This window comes from Kribbella sp. NPDC006257, assembly GCF_040613535.1.
Classification (GTDB): domain Bacteria; phylum Actinomycetota; class Actinomycetes; order Propionibacteriales; family Kribbellaceae; genus Kribbella.
Genome location: NZ_JBEXSJ010000040.1, coordinates 1 through 13,963 on the forward strand (window position 1 = coordinate 1; position 13,963 = coordinate 13,963).

The following is a 13,963-nucleotide window of genomic DNA, read 5'->3' on the forward strand; positions in this document are numbered from 1 at the left end:
CGGGGCGCGGGGTCAGCCGCGCGCGGCCGCGGTGGGCAGGTCCGCGCTTCTCGTCAGTTCTTCATTGGCATCGATCTCGCCGCGCAGCCGGTCCAGGCGGGCTCTGGCTCCAGCCAATGCATCGGAGCCGAGGAGTAGGCGGAGCGGTGGGGTGTCGGTGTCTACGACCGTGGCGATGGCGACGGCGGCTCGGGCCGGGTCGCCGGGTTGGTTGCCGGAGACGGCCAAGGTCGACTCGCGGCGTTTGCCGGCAGTCTGCTCGTAGTCGTCGAACCGGACCGGCGACTGCTGCATCGATGCCCCGGCCCATTGGGTCCGCAGCCCACCCGGTTCCGCGATCGTCACCGAGATCCCCAGCGGCGCTACCTCGGCGGCCAGCGATTCCGACAAACCTTCCAGCGCGAACTTGGTCGCGTGGTAGTAGCCGGTCGCCGCAAAAGCAGCGAGCCCACCGAACGACGAGACGTTGACGATGCGACCCGAACGACGAGCCCGCATCCCAGGAAGTACAGCCTTGAGGACCGTCACCACCCCATGCACGTTGGTGTCATACAAATCCCGTACGGCGTCCTCCTCGCCTTCCTCGATAGCCGCCAGGTAGCCATACCCAGCGTTGTTGACCAGTACGTCGATACGCCCGAAGGCCGCCTCGCAAGCCTGGACCGCGTTCTCTACTGATGCGCCGTCGGTGACATCCAGTTGCAGAGCCAGCGCGCGATCTCCATATGCGGCAGCAAGAGCGGCAACGCTGGACACGTCGCGGGCCGTGACGGCCACCCGATCACCGCGCTCGAGGGCGTGTTCGGCAAGCGCGCGGCCCAATCCGCTGGAGCATCCAGTGATCAACCAGACCGGCGATTTCTTCGTTTCTTGAGACATGTCTCTATCCGACCAGCAAGTTCACGGACGGACCACTCCCCCTTGAGGCAGGCCCTCGGAGGGTCTGTTTCGGTACTGTCGTAGTCGATGGCAACCAACGAACTCGGAGCCTTTCTGCGCAGTCGCCGGGAGAAGATCGATGCCACCTCCGCCGGAGTCGTCGACAACACCCGGCGGCGGGTCAAAGGCCTGCGCCGCGAGGAACTGGCTGTCCTGGCCGGCGTCAGTCCCTCGTACTACGCACGCATAGAGCAAGGCCGCGATCGGCATCCGTCACGGGAGATCCTTGCTGCACTGGCCGACGTACTGCGGTTGGACGACACCGAGCGGGCCTATCTCTCGTCCCTCGCGATGCCTTCGCTGGGACCGGCTGACGCAGTATCTGCCCAGGGAGTGCGACCGGGTGTGCTGCACCTGCTGGAACGCTGGAGCGACCTGCCTGCCTTCGTCGTCGGGCCGACTCGGGAGGTGCTGGCCGCGACCCCGCTCGCGGCTCGCGTCAATCCGGCGTGGCGCGCGGGCGAGAACCTGATCGAGTTCACCTTCCTCGATCCGCGCGCGAAGACCGTCTACCCCGACTGGGACGAGATCGCTCTGCAGGCTGTTACCGGTCTGCGTGCCACGGTCGCTACGCGCCGGCCGGAGCTGGATGAGTTCGTGACGAGCCTGCGGGAGCGCAGCGAGAGATTCCGGGCGCTGTGGGACTCCCACGATGTATACGAGCGCGTGATGGGTGAGAAGCGCCTCCAGGTCGAGGGCGTCGGCATCCTCCGCCTCAGCTTCGAGACCTTTGCGCTCGCGGGTCCGGAGGGGCACGTCATGTACGTCTATTTCCCTGCGCCCGGAAGTGCTGACGATCAGGTACTTCGCGGTCTGGTCTGAATCAGGGGGCTTTGCGGAGCCAGGTCTCGATGCCGGCGATGTGAGCAGTCATCCAAGCGCGGGCGGCCTCGGCGTCGCCGAGTTCGATCGCGTCGAGGATGGCGGTGTGTTCAGCCAGGGTGCGTTCGACCGCGCCGGCCTGGGTGACGCCGCGCCAGATCCGGGCCCGCTGGGTGGCGCCGGAGATACCGTCGAGAAGCGAACAGACGACCGCGTTCCCGGTCGCCTCGGCGATGCCGCGATGGAACCTGAGGTCGTTGCTGACGAGCTCGTCCACGCCCGGCGACGAGGTGAGGCCCTCGGTCAGGGTCCGGAGCTCCTCGAGCTGCTCCTTGCTGATCCGGCCCGCGGCGAGTGCGGCGACGCCCGGTTCCAGCAACCGGCGTACCTCGAAGAACTGCAGGACAGAGTCGTCGCGGTGCAGGTCGACCATGAAGCTCAGCGCGTCGAGCAGGTGCGCGGAGTCGAGGCTGGTGACGAACGTCCCGTCGCCGTGCCGGACGTCGAGCACGTTGACGAGGGTGAGCGCTTTCACCGCTTCCCGGAGCGAGTTGCGGGACAACCCGAGCCGGGCGGCCAGGTCGGCCTCCTTGGGCAAGCGGTCTCCCGGCCCCAGCTCCCCCGAGGTGATCATCTCTTTGATCTTGACGATCGCCTCGTCAGTCAACGCCATCCGCACAGTATGCCGCTGGCCGAGCCGGCAAGAGCCCAAAAACGAAAAGGAGGCGTTGGAGGGAGGTATGCCGCTGGAAACGGCGGCTGAGCCAAAAACAAGGAAAGGAACGAAGGAAAGGCGCGGTGACGGACGAAGGAAAGCGTTGGAGGGCGGCCGGGGTGAGGGAAGGAAGGAAAGAAAGCGTGGGTCTGGCAGCGCGCGAAGGAAAGCGTGGGTCTGGCAGAGCGCGAAGGAAAGCGGGAGGTCGCGGCGAGGGAAGGATAGCGTCGGCAGTCGCGTCCGGCGGGATGGTGTACGAGGAGGGGTTGCTCGGCGACCAAAATTCAGCCCCGTCGGCCAGCCGACCCACCGACCTTGCCTCCGTCCCCAGAACCGCCCAGGGAAACCCACCCACACCGATGCTGATGCCCACTACCCGGCTCGACTCGCCGCCAGTGCTCTCACCTACCGGCTCGGCTCGCGGCATCGCCGCCACATACCGGCTCGACTCACGGATTTCTTGGCGGAAATACCGCGAGTCGAGCCGGTAGGTCGAGTGGGGGCGGTAAGTCGAGCCGGTAGGTCGGGCGGTGCTCGGCGGGACGAGCCGGCAGGTGTGGGGAGGACGGGAGCTGGTCGGCGTGGAGAGAACGGGAACTGGTCGGCGTGGAGAGAACGGGAACCGGTCGCCGTGGAGAGAACGGGAACCGGTCGCCGTGGAGAGAACGGGAACCGGTCGCCGTGGAGAGAACGGGAACCGGTCGCCGTGGAGAGAACGCGAGCCGGTCGCCGTGGAGAGAACGCGAGCCGGTCGCCGTGGAGAGAACGCGAGCCGGTCGTCGTGGAGAGAACGCGAGCCGGTCGCCGTGGGGAGGACGGGAGCTGGTCGGTGTGGGGAGGACGGGGGCTGCTGGGGCGTGGGTGTGGGCGTGGGTGTGGTGAGAATGTGGGGTATGACGACGGTTGGGTACTCCGGGAAGCCGCTGGGCGCGAAGCTCGGGATCAAGCCTGGGTACGCCGTATTGCTGGATGGAGCACCGGACGGGTTTGTGATCGACGGGCTGCCGGACGAGGTGGTGCCGGCGAGAAGGCTCGGGCGCGGAAGTACGCCGTACGACGTGGTTCTGGTGTTTTGTGCGGATCGGGCTCGGTTGGTGAAGCGGTTGGGGGTGTTGTTGCCGCGGACCACTACGGCCGGGATGATCTGGGTCGCCTGGCCGAAGCGGGCGTCCGGCGTACCGACCGATCTGGACGAGAACGGGGTGCGGGAGCTGGCCCTGCCGCTCGGTGTGGTGGATGTGAAGGTGTGTGCGATCGATGCCACCTGGTCCGGCCTGAAGCTGGTCCGCCGGCTAGCCAATCGCTGAGAACTGGACTGATCCACTGAGTGACGTTGACCACACCTTTGTGCACAGCTGTGCATGACAGGGCGCGATGAGGCAGCTGCATACAGTGGCCAAGCACGCTCAACCGACTACCGCCAAACCATCGCCCAGGGCGCCGGAAGGCCCGTACTGCAACGCGTCCGGCAGTCCGGCAGAGGTCCGATCGGGTGGCTGTCAAACGGGATTGTCCGCGGCCTCCTGAAACACCACGGCAGAAGGTGTTCCAGCGGTCGATCGATCAACTCGGCTCGCGCCAACCAGTTGGTCGACTGGTCCGGTGATCCCGGGCTGCGCAACAGTTGCGGCAGCTATTAGCCTTGGCTCCGAAGCACCCCATAACACCAGCAGTCATAACAGTGGTATCTGACCCGATCGGAAGAGGCGAACTGCCAAGTGGCCACCGAGCCATCAGAGACGAACCCCCTTGCAGCCTTCGGAGCGAACGAATGGCTGGTCGACGAGATGTACGAGAAGTACCTCCAGGATCCGAAGTCGGTGGACCAGGCGTGGTCGAGCTACTTCGAGAGCGACAGCTTCAAGGGGGACAGCACGGGTGACGCGAAGCCGGTGAAGACCGGCCCGGCCGACGCTCCCCGTCCCGACGCCGTATCGGACAACAAGACGCCGGAGGCGCCCAGCCGGGGTACCGCCCCCGCCGCGCCCTCCTCCAGCCAGCCGGCCGCCCAGGCAGCCGCCACTGCTCCGGCTCCGGCCGCGCCGGCCCCCGCGACCGCCAAGCCGCCGGCACCCGCCGCGCAGCCGGCGTCCGCAGTACAGCCGGCCGCATCGACAGCCAAAGCCGCCCCCGCCGCGAGCGGAGCTCCGACCGGAGGCACGGTGAACCAGCCGCCCAGCGCGCAGCCCAAGCCCGCACCCGAGACCAGCACGGATTCCGACCGCAGGATCCTGCGCGGCGCGCCCGCGCGGACGGCGCAGAACATGGAGGCCAGCCTCCACGTCCCGACCGCGACCAGCGTCCGCGAGGTGCCGGTCAAGCTGCTGATCGACAATCGGATCGTGATCAACAACCACCTGCGGCGCGCCCGCGGTGGCAAGATCTCGTTCACCCACCTGGTCGGCTGGGCGCTGGTGAAGGCGCTCAAGACGCTGCCGGAGATGAACGCGTCGTACGACGAGACCGACGGCAAGCCGACCCTGGTGCAGCCGCAGCACATCAACCTCGGTCTGGCCATCGACATGCAGAAGCCCGACGGCACCCGGCAGCTGCTGGTGCCGTCGATCAAGGCCGCCGAGTCGATGACGTTCGCCGAGTTCTGGATGGCCTACGAGGACATCGTCCGGCGGGCCCGGGACAACAAGCTCGCGCTGCCCGACTTCCAGGGCACCACGATCAGCCTGACCAACCCCGGCACGATCGGTACCCAGCACTCGGTGCCGCGGCTGATGAGCGGCCAGGGCTGCATCATCGGTGTCGGCGCGATGGACTACCCGTCGGCGTACCAGGGGGCGGCCGAGGAGACGATGGCCAAGCTCGCGGTCAGCAAGGTGATGACGCTGACCTCGACGTACGACCACCGGATCATCCAGGGCGCCCAGTCGGGTGAGTTCCTGCGCCGGTTGCACAAGCTGCTGCTCGGCGAGGAGGGTTTCTACGACGAGATCTTCCAGAGCCTGCGGATCCCGTACGAGCCGATCCGCTGGGCCGCCGACCTCCCGCACAGCCATGAGGAGGACATCAGCAAGCAGGCCCGCATCCTCGAGCTGATCCACGCCTACCGGGTGCGCGGCCACATCATGGCCGACACCGACCCGCTGGAGTACAAGCAGCGCAGCCACCCGGACCTGGACGTCGCCACCCACGGGCTGACCCTGTGGGACCTGGACCGCGAGTTCGCCACGGGCTCCTTCGGGGCGCAGAGCGACCGCCGGTTCATGAAGCTGCGCGACATCCTCGGCATCCTGCGCGACTCGTACTGCCGGACCGTCGGCATCGAGTACATGCACATCCAGGACCCCGAGCAGCGCAAGTGGCTGCAGGAGCGGATCGAGCGGCCGCACACCAAGCCGCCGCGCGAGGAGCAGCTCCGGATCCTGGCCAAGCTGAACGAGGCCGAGGCGTTCGAGACCTTCCTGCAGACCAAGTACGTCGGCCAGAAGCGGTTCTCGCTGGAGGGTGGCGAGACCACCATCCCGCTGCTCGACGAGCTCTGCGAAGAGGCCGCCGGAGCGGGGCTGGACGAGGTCACCATCGGGATGGCGCACCGCGGCCGGCTGAACGTGCTGGCGAACATCGTCGGCAAGTCGTACAGCCAGATCTTCCGCGAGTTCGACGGCAACATCGACCCGCGGACGGTCCAGGGCTCGGGTGACGTGAAGTACCACCTGGGCGCCGAGGGCGAGTTCGTCTCCGAGTTCGGCGACAAGATCAAGGTGTCGGTGGCGGCGAACCCGTCCCACCTGGAGACCGTCGACCCGGTGCTCGAGGGCATCGTCCGGGCCAAGCAGGACATCCTCGACCAGGGCGCCGCCTTCCCGGTGCTGCCGCTGCTGGTGCACGGTGACGCGGCCTTCGCCGGTCAGGGTGTGGTCGCCGAGACGCTGAACCTGTCGCAGCTGCGCGGGTACCGCACCGGTGGCACGATCCACGTGATCGTCAACAACCAGGTCGGCTTCACCACCTCGCCGGCCTCGTCGCGCTCGTCGATGTACTGCACCGACGTCGCGCGGATGGTCCAGGCACCGATCTTCCACGTGAACGGCGACGACCCCGAGGCCTGCATCCGGGTCGCGGACCTGGCCTTCGAGTACCGCCAGGCGTTCAACAAGGACGTCGTCATCGACCTGGTCTGCTACCGCCGCCGCGGTCACAACGAGGGCGACGACCCGTCGTTCACCCAGCCGCTGATGTACGACCTGATCGAGCAGAAGCGGTCCGTCCGCAAGCTCTACACCGAGGCCCTGATCGGCCGTGGCGACATCACGGTCGAAGAGGCCGAGCAGGCGATGCGCGACTTCCAGCAGCGGCTGGAGCGGGTGTTCACCGAGGTGCGCGAGGCGAAGTCGCAGCCGGACACGCCAGCGCCGTACGTGACGGTCCCGGTCTACCCGGACAAGCCGGAGGGGCCGGACGCGACGGCCACCACGCCCGAAGTACTGAAGAAGATCGCCGACGCGTACACCACGCTGCCGGAGGGCTTCACCGCTCACCCGAAGGTGATGCCGCAGCTGCAGCGTCGTGCGGCCGCGATCACGCAGGGACCGGTCGACTGGGCGAGCGCCGAGATCACCGCTTTCGGATCGCTGCTGCTGGCCGGCCGTCCGGTTCGGCTCGCGGGACAGGACAGCCGGCGCGGGACCTTCGTGCAGCGGTTCGCCGCGATCATCGACCGAGTCAACGGGCAGGACTACGTTCCGCTGCAGCACCTGGACGAGCAGCAGGCCAACTTCTACGTCTACGACTCGCTGCTGAGCGAGTACGCGGCACTCGGATTCGAGTACGGGTACTCCGTGGCGCGGCCGGACGCACTGGTGTTGTGGGAGGCGCAGTTCGGCGACTTCGTCAACGGTGCCCAGTCGATCATCGACGAGTACATCTCGGCCGGTGAAGCGAAGTGGGGCCAGAAGTCGGGCGTCGTACTGCTGCTGCCGCACGGCTACGAGGGCCAGGGGCCGGACCACTCGTCGGCCCGGATCGAGCGCTTCATGGCACTGTGCGCGGAGAACGCGATGACGGTGGCACAGCCGTCCACGCCGGCGTCGTACTTCCACCTGCTGCGGCGGCACACGCTGCAGGAGGAGCACAACCCGCTGATCGTCTTCACGCCGAAGCAGTTGCTTCGGTTGAAGGCAGCGGTGTCGCAGCCGGAGGAACTCACCAGCGGCACGTTCAAGCCGGTGCTGGGCGACACCGAGGCCGCGCAGAACCTCGGTGCAGTCAAGCGCGTCATCCTGACCTCGGGCCGGATCTACTACGACCTCCAGACCGAGCGCAAGAAGGCCGAGCCGGACACGATCGAGACCGCGATCCTGCGGGTCGAGCAGCTCTACCCGCTGCCGGCCGAGGAGATCAAGGCCGAGCTGGCGAAGTACCCGAACCTGCAGGAGATCCGCTGGGTCCAGGACGAGCCGGCCAACCAGGGTCCGTGGCCGTTCATGGCACTGAACCTGACCGAGCACCTGGGCGGCAAGCCGTTCTACCGGGTGTCCCGGCCGGCCATGTCGGCGACCTCCGTCGGCTCGCACGGCGTCCACGTCGCCGAGGCGGCGACGCTGATGAAGCAGGCCTTCGCCTGACGTGTACTTCACCGACCGAGGGATCGAAGAACTCGAGGGCCGGCGTGGCGAGGAAGACGTCACGCTGGCCTGGGTCGCCGAGCGGCTCCGCGAGTTCGTCGATCTGAACCCCGAATTCGAGACCCCGATCGAACGCTTCGCGACCTGGCTCGCCCGCCTCGACGACGAAGACGACTAGACCTCCTAGCACCGTTCTCGACCCCTGTTGTTCTAGCCTTTCTGAATGTCCTTCGCCGCTCATCCCGTACGCCGGGTTGCCGCGGCGAAGGACGTTCGTGTTTCCGGGGCCTGGCCGCACACCATCCCGGCCGTCCGGCAGATCCTCACCGACGGGCTCGAGTTCAATCCCGGCGTCACGTTTCTGGTCGGGGAGAACGGGGCCGGGAAGTCCACGCTGGTCGAGGCGATCGCGATCGCGTTCGGGATGTCACCCGAGGGCGGTTCCACCGGTGCCCGGCTGACGACGCGTGCGTCGGAGTCGTCGCTGGCCGGCGATCTGCAGTTGACCCGCGGCGCTGGTTCCGCACGCTGGGGGTTCTTTCTCCGCGCGGAGACTATGCACGGCTACTACACCTACCTGGAGCAGAACCCTGGTGCCCGCGACGATCCTCGGTTCCACGAACTGAGTCACGGCGAAGGCTTCCTCGAAGTACTGCGGAGCCGTTTCGACAGTCCCGGTCTCTACTGCCTGGACGAGCCGGAGTCAGCTCTGTCCTTCTCCTCCAGCCTCGCTCTGGTCGGCGTACTGAATGAACTAGGTACCGGCGGTGCCCAGGTCATCTGCGCCACCCACTCCCCCATTGTCTGCTCCTTGCCAGGCGCCACCATCCTCGAAGTCGGCGACTGGGGCATTCGCGAGGCCAACTGGCGAGAGCTGGAGATCGTCCAGAACTGGCGCGCCTACCTGGACACTCCTGAGCGCTACCTGCGACACATCCTTTAGCTGATGAGCGCGCCGGGCCCCGGCGTACGGCGTACTGCGTCGGCGGTTAGTGGACGATGGCCGGCTGTGCATTCGAGGACTACCCGGACTGGCTCGTCGCAGGTCAGGTGGCGGGGGATGATCGAGGGGCCTGCGGGATCGGCCAGGTACTTGTCGCCCCATTGCAGGAGAGCCAGGAGAACTGGGCGGAGATCAGCGCCGCGCTCTGTGAGCTGGTACTCGTCACGGCGGCGGCCTCCTGGGTCCTGGTAGGGGACTCGCTCCAAGACGCCTGCACTCACCAGAGTGTCCAGCCGGGTCGACAGCAGGTTGCTGGCGATGCCGAGGCGGTTGCGGAAGTCCTGGAAGCGTCGTACGCCGTCGAAGGCTTCCCGGACGATCAGGAGTGACCAGCGCTCGCCGACGACCGCCAGCGCGCGGCCCACCGAACAGTTCTCCGAGCTGATCCTCATGAACTCACCCTATCCGAGATAAGTTGACTTTTTAAACCCAGCACTTCTACTGTCGGCCAATGCCCATGCTGGATATCCACATCCCCGTCGGCGCCCTGACCTCGGAGGCCGAGGCCCGGTTGCTCCGGCGGCTCACCGATCTGCTGATCACGAACGAAGGCTTCGACCCGGCGGACCCGGTGACGCGGGAGGTTTCGTGGGCGTTCGTGCATCGGCCCACCGCCGTCTACGTAGGCGGCGAGGTGGCGGAAGCCCCGCGCTACAAGGTCATCCCGACCATCCCCGAGGGCCAACTCGACCGAGCAGCCCGCGATCGGGTCGTGGCCGAGGTGACCGAAGCGGTCCTCGACGCCGAAGCCGGCACCTGGCCGCGCGACCCGAGCCGCGTCTGGGTCTTCCCCACCGAGATCCCCGACGGCTACTGGGGCGGCCGCGGCCGCATCACCCACCTCGCCGACATCCTCCAACGCCTGACCGACGGCGACCCCACCCAGGCCACCAACCTCGCCGCCGAACGCATCAACACGTCCCGCACCGAACGCCACACCCATCTGACTCCCCCAGACTGATCAGCTACCGACAGCCCCAACCCTGCCCAGCCACCTTCAGACAGCCTTAAGCCTGGTTGGGCTGTCCCGATCGACAGGATCAATTGGTGCCGGGTGCCGTGGTTCACGCTCGGGCAGGGGTGGGCTTCAGGAGAATCTGGCGGATTGATCCTGTCGATCGGGACAGGCTGGCTAGTCCGTGTGGGGTGGGCGGCGGCGGAGGGGTGGGTCGGGGGCGAGGGTGCCGTCGGGGGCGATGTGTTCGAAGATCTGGTCCACCAGGTTGAGGACGTGCGGGTCGTCGACCGTGTAGATGTGCCTGCGGCCGTCGCGGCGGGCGGTGATGATGCCGGCCAGGCGGAGTTTGGCGAGGTGCTGGCTCGCGGTGGCGATGCTGACCCCGGCACGTTCGGCGAGGGTGCCCACGTCGTACTCGCCCTGCGCGGCCAGCGACACCAGGTGCAGGCGGACCGGGGCGGAGAGCATCGCGAAGGTCCCGGCGGCGGATTCGAGCTGCGCCTTCGTCGGCTCGGGCGGCGACTGCGCGGGAGGCCCCACAGGCGGCTTCGGAGGCGACTCCGGCGGCGACTGCGCGGGCGGCTCGGGCGGCGTGGTGGTCATGGCTGAGTCATTGTCGCCCCCGCGCGGGCCGTTCGCAGTACGGCAGGCCGGTGGTGAGGACGGTCTCACACTTTCGCAATTGCGAAAGTATCGAAACGGTGGCAGGCTGGAGGCATGTTCAGAGCACTTCGCCCCGTGCTGCTCCTGCTGATCGCAGCGGTTCCGGCGGTCGCACTCCGGGTCACCGGCGTGCATCCGTGGGCACCGCTGGCGATCGTGGTGTTCGGCCTCGGCGTGGTCGCGGCGTCGTTCGTGCTGGCCTGGGCCGCCGAAGCCGCCGAGATGGACATCTCCGGCGGTCTGGCCATCGCCTTGCTGGCCGTGATCGCCGTCCTCCCTGAATACGCGGTCGATCTGTACTTCGCCCATACGGCCGGCAGCAAGCCCGAGTTCGTGCAGTACGCGGCAGCCAACATGACCGGCTCCAACCGGCTTCTGCTCGGCCTCGGCTGGTCCAGCGTCGTCCTGCTCAGCCTGTACGTCGCCAGTCGCCGAAGCGGGCGTTCTGTCAAAGCCCTAGTGCTCGACTCGGGTTACCGGCGCGAGCTGGGCTTCCTCGCTGTCGCCGGTGTGATCGCCTTCGTCATCCCGGTGACCGGCGAGATCCACCTGGTGCTGGGCATCGCACTACTCGCCTTCTTCGCCTACTACCTCTACAGGGCAGCCTCATCTGGCCACGACGAGGAACCCGACCTAGTAGGGCCGGCCAAGCGCATCGGTGCTTTGCCAACCACGCAACGCCGGATCACTGTGATCGCCATGTTCGCCACGGCAGCCGTAGTGATCCTGCTGGCGGCAGAGCCGTTCGCCAACTCTCTGGTCGAGGGCGGCCAGGCACTGGGGATCGACCAGTTCCTGCTGGTGCAGTGGTTGGCTCCGCTGGCTTCAGAGGCTCCGGAGTTCATCGTGGCGCTGCTGTTCGCCTGGCGCGGAAAGGGCGGTGCAGCACTCGGCCTGCTGATCTCGGCCAAGGTGAACCAGTGGACGCTGCTCATCGGCAGTCTCCCGATCGCCTACGGCATCGGTGGCGGAGGTGCGGCTCTAGCCCTGGACGGTCGCCAGGTAGAGGAGTTCCTGCTGACCGCGACACAGACGCTGCTCGGCATCGCGATCCTGTTGACGCTGCGCTTCCCCCGCTGGGCTGCCTGGACGCTGCTGGCCCTGTTCGCCGTGCAGTTCGCAGTACCGGGTCAGTCCGGTCGGTACGTGATCAGTGGCGTCTACCTGGCGCTGACGATTTTCGTGATGGTCCGGAACCGGCATGAGCTGCTCCCGACCATCACGGCCCCCTTCCGGCGTACCGAGAAGCCCGCCGAGGAACGCATCGACGAGCTGGTCGGCGTCTAGCTCGCCTGCTGGGCTTCCTCGACGACGACCGTACGGCGGCGCTCGGCGGGACCGGGACGTCCACGGCGGCGGCCGTACAGGAACTTCTCGCCGGCCGCGGTGCCGGTGAACTTGGTCCGGCGGGCCCACTCACGGCACTCCTCGAGCACCGGGCACGCGGTGAGGCAGACCGCCTGGGCCTTGCGCTGCTCCCACTGGCTCGCGCTCTCGTCGTACGCCGGCGCCTGGCCGACACACGCAGCCTTGGTCATCCAGCGGTCGGCGGGGTCGGCGATCACCGTCAAGGTCGGCCTCATGGGCACTCCTGCTCGCATCATCGATCGGGCGGATCGAACCCGCGGGGGTTTCCCGCGGTGAGCCCAGCCTGCGCCAGCCTCGTTGCCCCGGTGCGACGGCAATGTTTCAGCCATGAAACGTCATCAACAAACAGCGTCACACAGATCCCGGCGGACCAGGCCGAAGGCGTACGGCGTCACGCGAACCGCCGGCCTCAGCGCTCCCCGCGGACGAGGCGGATCTCGTGGAGGCCGAAGGCTTCGTCGTACAGGCGGGCGCCGTCGGGCGCGAAGCCGTGCTTGGCGTAGAAAGCCAGTGCCCGGGCATTCCCCTCGAACACCCACAGGCTGGCCGGTTCCTTGCCGATAGCAACATCTAGCAACCGCCCGGCGAGCCCGGTCCCCCACCAGGCCTGCCGGGCGTAGATCGCATACAGCTCCAGCGGGACCGGTGCGTCCTCGTCCCGTGCTTCACCGGGCGACGCGAACCCGATCACCCGGTCGTCGATCGAGGCCGCCGGATCGGGATTCACCGCGATCCAGCGCACCAGTCCGGCCTCGATCTGGGAGGCCCACCGTTCGGTACGCCGTACGAGGTCGCTCGTGCGCGCCAGCAACAGCTCAGGGTCGGCCAACCCGGCGTACGCCTCGCGCCAGCAAAGCACGTGACACCGCGCGGCCGCCTCGGCATCGGCAACCGTCGCCCGGCGGATCAGCGGCAGGATCTCCGCCGCGCCGTTCCGCTCCATCAGGCGGTGAAGACGATCTTGCCGAAGACGTCGCCCTCGTGCAGCTTCGCGAACCCCTGCCGGGCGTCGGCCAGCGCGAAGGTGCTGTCGATGTGCGGCGAGATCCCCGCGTTCGCCATGAACTGCACCAGCTCGGCCAACTCCGTCCGGGTGCCCATCGTGGAGCCCTGGACCCGTAGTTGCAGGAAGAAGATCCGGTTGAGCTCGGCCGACTTCGGCGCCTGGCCGCTGGTCGCGCCCGAGATCACCACCGTGCCTCCCGGCTTCAGCGCCTTCAGCGAATGCGACCAGGTGGCCTCGCCGACGGTCTCCATCACCGCGTCGACGCGTTCGGGCAGCCGCGCGCCGGACTCGAACACGTGGTGCGCCCCGATCTCCAGCGCCTTCGCCCGCTTGCCCTCGTCCCGGCTGGTCGCCCAGACCCGGATCCCGGCGGCGCGCGCCAGCGTGATCAGTGACGAGGCGACTCCACCGCCGGCGCCTTGCACGAGCACGGTGTCGCCGGGCTTCAGGTTGGACTGCGTGAAGAGCATCCGGTACGCCGTGAGCCATGCCGTCGGCAGACAAGCCGCCTGCTCGAAACTCAACCCGGCCGGCTTCGGTACGACGTTGCGCGCCGGCACCGAGACTCTCTCGGCGAGCGTGCCCTGGTACCGCTCGCTCAGCAACGAACGCTTCGGGTCGAGCGTCTCGTCCCCCTGCCACGACGGGTCCGAGATGACCGCATGCACCACCACCTCGTTGCCATCTGGATCGATCCCGGCCGCGTCACACCCCAGAATCATCGGCAGATGGTTCTCCGCCAGCCCCACACCCTTGAGCGACCAAAGATCGTGATGGTTCAAGGCCGACGCCTTCACCTCGACCGTCACCCACCCGTCCTGCTCCACCGGCTCCGGCCGATCCCCCACCTCCAACGCGGACAGCGGATCCTCAGCACGAGCCCTGGCAGCATAAGCAGCAAGCATGTCCC

14 protein-coding genes are annotated in these 13,963 nt (G+C 67.6%); 7 read left to right on the forward strand and 7 right to left on the reverse strand.

What is annotated here, in order from left to right; all coding sequences use genetic code 11:
• Positions 1 to 12: 12 nt before the first annotated feature.
• The gene (locus ABZ004_RS33875; protein WP_355685413.1) at positions 13 to 879 is read right to left on the reverse strand and encodes an oxidoreductase; all 867 of its coding nucleotides are present in this window, start codon (positions 877 to 879) and stop codon (positions 13 to 15) included.
• Between the two features lie 87 nt (positions 880 to 966).
• On the opposite strand from ABZ004_RS33875, the gene ABZ004_RS33880 reads away from it, so the two are divergent.
• Positions 967 to 1,761, forward strand: coding sequence for a helix-turn-helix transcriptional regulator (locus ABZ004_RS33880; RefSeq protein WP_355685414.1), 795 nt, complete (start codon positions 967 to 969; stop codon positions 1,759 to 1,761).
• Between the two features lies 1 nt (position 1,762).
• Here ABZ004_RS33880 and ABZ004_RS33885 read toward each other — a convergent pair whose 3' ends face one another.
• Positions 1,763 to 2,434, reverse strand: a complete 672-nt coding sequence (locus ABZ004_RS33885) for a FadR/GntR family transcriptional regulator (RefSeq protein WP_355685416.1) — start codon at positions 2,432 to 2,434, stop codon at positions 1,763 to 1,765.
• A gap of 935 nt (positions 2,435 to 3,369) precedes the next feature.
• Between ABZ004_RS33885 and ABZ004_RS33890 the strand changes: the two genes are divergently transcribed.
• The 4 genes from ABZ004_RS33890 (at position 3,370) to ABZ004_RS33905 (ending at position 8,998) form a co-directional block, all read left to right on the forward strand.
• Positions 3,370 to 3,783 (forward strand): DUF3052 domain-containing protein, encoded by a 414-nt coding sequence (locus tag ABZ004_RS33890; RefSeq protein ID WP_355685418.1) that lies wholly within the window; start codon positions 3,370 to 3,372, stop codon positions 3,781 to 3,783.
• Positions 3,784 to 4,194: 411 nt separating this feature from the next.
• Positions 4,195 to 8,055 (forward strand): multifunctional oxoglutarate decarboxylase/oxoglutarate dehydrogenase thiamine pyrophosphate-binding subunit/dihydrolipoyllysine-residue succinyltransferase subunit, encoded by a 3,861-nt coding sequence (locus ABZ004_RS33895; RefSeq protein WP_355685420.1) that lies wholly within the window; start codon positions 4,195 to 4,197, stop codon positions 8,053 to 8,055.
• Between the two features lies 1 nt (position 8,056).
• Complete coding sequence (locus ABZ004_RS33900) at positions 8,057 to 8,233, forward strand: DUF6104 family protein (protein WP_165554028.1); 177 nt, start codon at positions 8,057 to 8,059, stop codon at positions 8,231 to 8,233.
• 45 nt (positions 8,234 to 8,278) lie between these two features.
• Positions 8,279 to 8,998 (forward strand): AAA family ATPase, encoded by a 720-nt coding sequence (locus tag ABZ004_RS33905; RefSeq protein ID WP_355685422.1) that lies wholly within the window; start codon positions 8,279 to 8,281, stop codon positions 8,996 to 8,998.
• Here the strand turns inward: ABZ004_RS33905 and ABZ004_RS33910 are convergent.
• Positions 8,995 to 9,450 carry a helix-turn-helix domain-containing protein gene (locus ABZ004_RS33910; protein WP_355685424.1) on the reverse strand — a complete coding sequence of 152 codons (456 nt, stop codon included), beginning with the start codon at positions 9,448 to 9,450 and terminating at the stop codon, positions 8,995 to 8,997. The genes ABZ004_RS33905 and ABZ004_RS33910 overlap by 4 nt on opposite strands.
• 59 nt (positions 9,451 to 9,509) lie before the next feature.
• Between ABZ004_RS33910 and ABZ004_RS33915 the strand changes: the two genes are divergently transcribed.
• Positions 9,510 to 10,019, forward strand: coding sequence for a hypothetical protein (locus tag ABZ004_RS33915; RefSeq protein WP_355685426.1), 510 nt, complete (start codon positions 9,510 to 9,512; stop codon positions 10,017 to 10,019).
• Positions 10,020 to 10,190: 171 nt separating this feature from the next.
• On the opposite strand, the gene ABZ004_RS33920 is transcribed toward ABZ004_RS33915, so the two are convergent.
• Positions 10,191 to 10,619 (reverse strand): metalloregulator ArsR/SmtB family transcription factor, encoded by a 429-nt coding sequence (locus ABZ004_RS33920; protein WP_355685427.1) that lies wholly within the window; start codon positions 10,617 to 10,619, stop codon positions 10,191 to 10,193.
• A gap of 114 nt (positions 10,620 to 10,733) precedes the next feature.
• On the opposite strand from ABZ004_RS33920, the gene ABZ004_RS33925 reads away from it, so the two are divergent.
• On the forward strand, positions 10,734 to 11,966 hold the full coding sequence (locus tag ABZ004_RS33925) for a sodium:proton exchanger (RefSeq protein WP_355685429.1): 1,233 nt from the start codon (positions 10,734 to 10,736) through the stop codon (positions 11,964 to 11,966).
• Here the strand turns inward: ABZ004_RS33925 and ABZ004_RS33930 are convergent.
• The 3 genes from ABZ004_RS33930 to ABZ004_RS33940 all read right to left on the reverse strand — a co-directional run bounded on the left by ABZ004_RS33930 (position 11,963) and on the right by ABZ004_RS33940 (position 13,958).
• Positions 11,963 to 12,262 (reverse strand): WhiB family transcriptional regulator, encoded by a 300-nt coding sequence (locus ABZ004_RS33930; RefSeq protein WP_355685431.1) that lies wholly within the window; start codon positions 12,260 to 12,262, stop codon positions 11,963 to 11,965. The genes ABZ004_RS33925 and ABZ004_RS33930 overlap by 4 nt on opposite strands.
• 194 nt (positions 12,263 to 12,456) lie before the next feature.
• Positions 12,457 to 12,990 carry a GNAT family N-acetyltransferase gene (locus ABZ004_RS33935; protein ID WP_355685432.1) on the reverse strand — a complete coding sequence of 178 codons (534 nt, stop codon included), beginning with the start codon at positions 12,988 to 12,990 and terminating at the stop codon, positions 12,457 to 12,459.
• On the reverse strand, positions 12,990 to 13,958 hold the full coding sequence (locus ABZ004_RS33940) for a zinc-binding dehydrogenase (protein WP_355685434.1): 969 nt from the start codon (positions 13,956 to 13,958) through the stop codon (positions 12,990 to 12,992). The genes ABZ004_RS33935 and ABZ004_RS33940 overlap by 1 nt, the downstream gene beginning before the upstream one ends.
• Positions 13,959 to 13,963 lie beyond the last annotated feature (5 nt).

What these genes read in the sequence shown, in the direction of transcription:
- ABZ004_RS33920 (WP_355685427.1), bottom strand. Translation starts at nt 10,619, where the DNA reads ATGACCACCACGCCGCCCGAGCCGCCCGCGCAGTCGCCGCCGGAGTCG.
- ABZ004_RS33875 (WP_355685413.1), bottom strand. Translation starts at nt 879, where the DNA reads ATGTCTCAAGAAACGAAGAAATCGCCGGTCTGGTTGATCACTGGATGC.
- ABZ004_RS33905 (WP_355685422.1), top strand. Translation starts at nt 8,279, where the DNA reads ATGTCCTTCGCCGCTCATCCCGTACGCCGGGTTGCCGCGGCGAAGGAC.
- ABZ004_RS33930 (WP_355685431.1), bottom strand. Translation starts at nt 12,262, where the DNA reads ATGAGGCCGACCTTGACGGTGATCGCCGACCCCGCCGACCGCTGGATG.
- ABZ004_RS33940 (WP_355685434.1), bottom strand. Translation starts at nt 13,958, where the DNA reads ATGCTTGCTGCTTATGCTGCCAGGGCTCGTGCTGAGGATCCGCTGTCC.
- ABZ004_RS33910 (WP_355685424.1), bottom strand. Translation starts at nt 9,450, where the DNA reads ATGAGGATCAGCTCGGAGAACTGTTCGGTGGGCCGCGCGCTGGCGGTC.
- ABZ004_RS33925 (WP_355685429.1), top strand. Translation starts at nt 10,734, where the DNA reads ATGTTCAGAGCACTTCGCCCCGTGCTGCTCCTGCTGATCGCAGCGGTT.
- ABZ004_RS33935 (WP_355685432.1), bottom strand. Translation starts at nt 12,990, where the DNA reads ATGGAGCGGAACGGCGCGGCGGAGATCCTGCCGCTGATCCGCCGGGCG.
- ABZ004_RS33885 (WP_355685416.1), bottom strand. Translation starts at nt 2,434, where the DNA reads ATGGCGTTGACTGACGAGGCGATCGTCAAGATCAAAGAGATGATCACC.
- ABZ004_RS33915 (WP_355685426.1), top strand. Translation starts at nt 9,510, where the DNA reads ATGCCCATGCTGGATATCCACATCCCCGTCGGCGCCCTGACCTCGGAG.
- ABZ004_RS33880 (WP_355685414.1), top strand. Translation starts at nt 967, where the DNA reads ATGGCAACCAACGAACTCGGAGCCTTTCTGCGCAGTCGCCGGGAGAAG.
- ABZ004_RS33890 (WP_355685418.1), top strand. Translation starts at nt 3,370, where the DNA reads ATGACGACGGTTGGGTACTCCGGGAAGCCGCTGGGCGCGAAGCTCGGG.